This window comes from Nostoc sp. (assembly GCF_041747015.1).
GTDB lineage: Bacteria > Cyanobacteriota > Cyanobacteriia > Cyanobacteriales > Nostocaceae > Nostoc.
Genome location: NZ_JBGTFY010000335.1, coordinates 1 through 3,991 on the forward strand (window position 1 = coordinate 1; position 3,991 = coordinate 3,991).

Genomic DNA, 3,991 nt, shown 5'->3' on the forward strand with positions numbered 1-3,991 from the left:
AAATGGCTGTAATTGAATTCGGCGAATGATATCTTCAGGTGTTAAATACTCTAGTAGTATGGGATTGATCGGAATCAGTGGCGTAATTCGTTCACCCTCGAAAGTTAAAGGCACAGTTTCTTTCGGCAGAAAAGCACCAGGTAAAGCTTCCTCTAGATTAATAAAAGAGAATTCTGGCAAGAATAAATCTTTTGATTCAATCCATCTTACATCCTGCCAAATCAGTTTTTTGGTCTGCAAATCTTCGATTTTTAAAGAAGCTAAAGTTTTGCCACCATGCACCCAGATATGTTGTGGTGATTCATTCCATGACCTAGCAATTTCTGGGTCGATAATTAGTAAATCAAGTAATTTTCCTTTTTCGGGATTGGAAATTAATTTTTCGGGACTAGGAATTAAACGAACATTAGAAGGTTTTTCTAGAGCTTTGACAGGTTTATTGAGAGCAATGAGTACACCTCGATTCAGAGGAACTCCAAAAAACTGTGGATCTTCTGTTAAACTTAAAGCCGTTTGTGTATCTGCATTTAAATCGCTGCGGAATTGATCTATCAGCCCACCAATTGTATTGATAGCTTGTTTCTTCCCATTATGGTTAGGTAACTGTTTGCGAAGATTTTCTAACCAACGCCATAGCAGTGATTTTTCAGTGCTATTAAGATGCCCAATTGGAGAGTGTAATCTGCCATTTTGCCACCAAGTTAATCCTAACCATTCTCCTTCTTCAGAAGGACAAACCAAGGTACTTGGTGAAGACATTCCTACTGGTTTCCCATTCCATAAAAATATGTAAATATCTTCCCAAGGATGCTTATTCTCTAAAGTGTAAAGACTATTACTATCACTAGGTCGAAGTTCATATAAGGCGCGGGCAAATTCTTCGTGCCTAAAATTCCGTAATTCTACCAGCTGCGCCGTTAGTGGCAAACCACGTACTTCAGCTAACGCTAATGCTGCTAACATCCCTTGCCACTGCTCAATCATTTGCTCACGGATGGAATAGTGATTATTATGCAGCGCCATCTCTACTGACACAGGACGCGCCCACATTGTCGGTACAGAGCTAATGCTTTTTACCTCCCTTGGGGCTTTATATTCTAAGCTCGATGCTACAGCCTGAAATGCGTTGTTATTTTGCGGCAGCCATTTCCCAGCTTCATCAATTGGTTTAACATCGGAATCTGGCTTTAATCTGGGAAGAAAAAAATCTAACTGTTTTTTACTTGGTTGTGCGGTCGTCATAAATAACTTATTTTCTAAAGCCTACAAAGAATGTATAAAGCCTTGGACAATCCTGCGGTTCCTTGGTTAGGTGGATTGAGATTTCTGGGTTCAGATGTTAGGGATACGTGCAATCTCTGCACTGTATCCTGTAATTGTTTATCTTTAGGTCGGCTGTCATTCATTACAAGGCTAGAAAATTCCTCTTGTTTAAGTTGTCCTTCAAAATTAGTAAAAGAACGAGACACAAACAGTTGAATATCATCACCTTGACATATATGCAGATCGTGTAACCATCGAAGATAATCTTGACACCAGTTGGTCACAATCCTAACTGCGGCTTGTTCTTTGGGGTCGGCAAAGTCGGGCAATTCCTCGCCTTTTTTATCAAAAATCTTCCCCAGCATTCCAGCGTTAGGACGATAGAATCTGCTAAACCAATTAATATATCTCTGCGCCCAATCAATCCCCTTTTCTTTAGCATTAGCTAATTCTGAAGCAGTGCTAGCTCGCCAAGCATAAGCAAAGCGAGTGGCATTCACCAGTTCTGATTTAATCACATTCTCTTCTGGAATATCGCTCCAACTTAGTTTCTTTTCTCCTTCACGACCTACTAACATTACCGTGCCGCTTTTAGGGGTATTTAATAAAAATTGCCGTGCGGCGGTTGCTGCATATAGTTCCAGAAAGTGTGACTGATTGCGTTGAGTTTTTTTACCAATGCTGAACTTAACTTGTGTAGAGTTTTGGTTCCCTAGAAGATACACTGTGTCAAAAATTTCTTGGGCTTGATTTTCGTAGTAGCGAAGTGCTGCTTCTGTATTGAGCAAAAATAGATCGGCTTGGGCATATACCTCATTTGGGTCTTCGCCTGCTTCTGGTGAAAAGTTAAAATAAGGCAACACAAATAAACAAGCAATTTTGACGCGATCGCGTATACTACTTTTTTTCAACTTATTAGCAATTAAGCGCCCAATGGTCGGCAATCCTGAAGCTCCAGTCCCGCCAAAAATTGAACCACATAGAAAAATTTTAACTTGTTTGCCTGCACCCACATCCCCTTGAATTTGATTTATTATTGTTCTCCAAGGTTCTTCATCTAGAGCATCTAAATCTATCTGACTCATAATTGCCGAGCCGATAGCAGGTCTACCACGAAACCCTACATCTAATTCAACTTCTCGCTCATTTTTGGTATACAAAATATCAAAAAGATTACCCAATACTTGATAATTTTGTTTTAAGTTGTTGTACCCATAAAAAGAGCCGAGATTCTTATTGATACTTTTTTGGTTAAAGGGTGACCATAAATCAGATGATTCAATCGGTGTTTTCATCCAAGAACTCTGCTGTTTTTCACCCTTTAGTAATTCAAAGCATTTTTGATAAATACTGAGGCTAGTTCGAGCGCGTTCTAAATTACCATTACTTTCATCTGCATCGATAAATAAGAGTTTAATAGGTTCTTCTGTAAATAAACCTACAGCAGCCAGATGAATCACTGCTTCAACACACTTAGCACCTGTACCACCAATACCAACAATATAAAGTGTCATTATCTAGTTCGCAAATAAACGACGTATTAAAAACGCACCAGGAGGAACATATTTCAACCCTCCAGGGGAACTCGTTGCTGTAGTAAGCCAATAAAGAAATAAAACATCTAGAACAAAAAAGGTAGTTAAAGACAAAAGAGCTTGATCGCTTCCCCTAAAGAAGCCAATGGCAATAACAATACTAAGAACAGGGAAGATTGAAATTATTACCCAAACTAAAGGCCATTTCGCAACATCCTCTCCTCCTTTTGATTGCGCTTTGGCAGCCATGATATACCATATAACAGTAGAAATTACTGAAACAAAAAAAACAATATTTGCTCCTGTCATGTAATAATTACTTATCCAAGCCTCAATTTTTGGTACATCTGTGAGCCGGACAATAGGAAATCTACTTCGGTAAATCCACGGTTGCCCCAAAAACATCACAAGCCAACCTATTAGGCTGAAAACTATGATGCGAATTACCTCGATCGCCATCATGCGTCCTCCCGAAAAATCATGAGTGTAACCTTGTTAAGTGTTTTATCCAAGATTTATTATAAACCTATAAGCTATTTCATACATTAAGCTTTACAATTTAAGTAATAATAGTGGTAGTTGGTTGAAAATTTTCATATTGACAAAAAACAATTGCAAAAAAGCGCAACAAAAAGTTGTGTTCTTTTGCAAAAAAAGCTTTACCAAACCTCGCTCCTCATCCACCAAGTCTGCTTGACCTGAGATTTTGCATTTCACTGCTCAAGATAAAACGAAGTTTTTATTTTGACCATTTAGTAGCCCACTCTTTACCTAAAACGCGCAATAGAGCCTTCAGAGCTAAAATATAGGGGGGTTCTAAGCGAATCTCATCTGATTTACCTTTAATTTTGAGTAAAATATTTGTTACTTCGCGGCTAGTTTCACGCCATAATTTTTCATTACTTTGAATATCTGGACTTCTTTTATACCCTTCTAATGGTTTGATGCTCTCAATTCCTAATTCTCTCAAAGTCATATGAAAATCATAAAGGAACTGCGATACTATCTCTAATTTGGGTATTTTGAATTGCTCAATACTATCCTCATCATCTAAAAGTTCTAAGCGTTGATCCCAGTTCATCTGTCTCCCATTAATTTCATAGCTTTCTCCGGCAATTAATGGATCTTTTATCTTCTTGTTTAGTCCTCTGAGTTTGGTGTTATTTAAGACTAAACCACAAGCAACTTCATCA

The 3,991-nt window shown here is 38.2% G+C and carries 2 protein-coding genes and 2 pseudogenes; all 4 read right to left on the minus strand.

Translation table 11 applies throughout. The annotated features are described in order from the left end of the window. Window positions 1-1,242 (minus strand): annotated as a pseudogene (locus ACEW80_RS27125) (hypothetical protein); the annotation flags it as partial. A 14-nt stretch (window positions 1,243-1,256) separates the two neighbouring features. Continuing rightward, window positions 1,257-2,777, minus strand: a complete 1,521-nt coding sequence (locus tag ACEW80_RS27130; protein WP_373529580.1) for a tubulin-like doman-containing protein — start codon at window positions 2,775-2,777, stop codon at window positions 1,257-1,259. A gap of 3 nt (window positions 2,778-2,780) precedes the next feature. Then, entirely contained in the window at window positions 2,781-3,107 is a 327-nt protein-coding gene (locus ACEW80_RS27135) for a hypothetical protein (RefSeq protein ID WP_373529581.1), read from the minus strand. A gap of 430 nt (window positions 3,108-3,537) precedes the next feature. Next, window positions 3,538-3,991 (minus strand): annotated as a pseudogene (locus ACEW80_RS27140) (hypothetical protein); the annotation flags it as partial.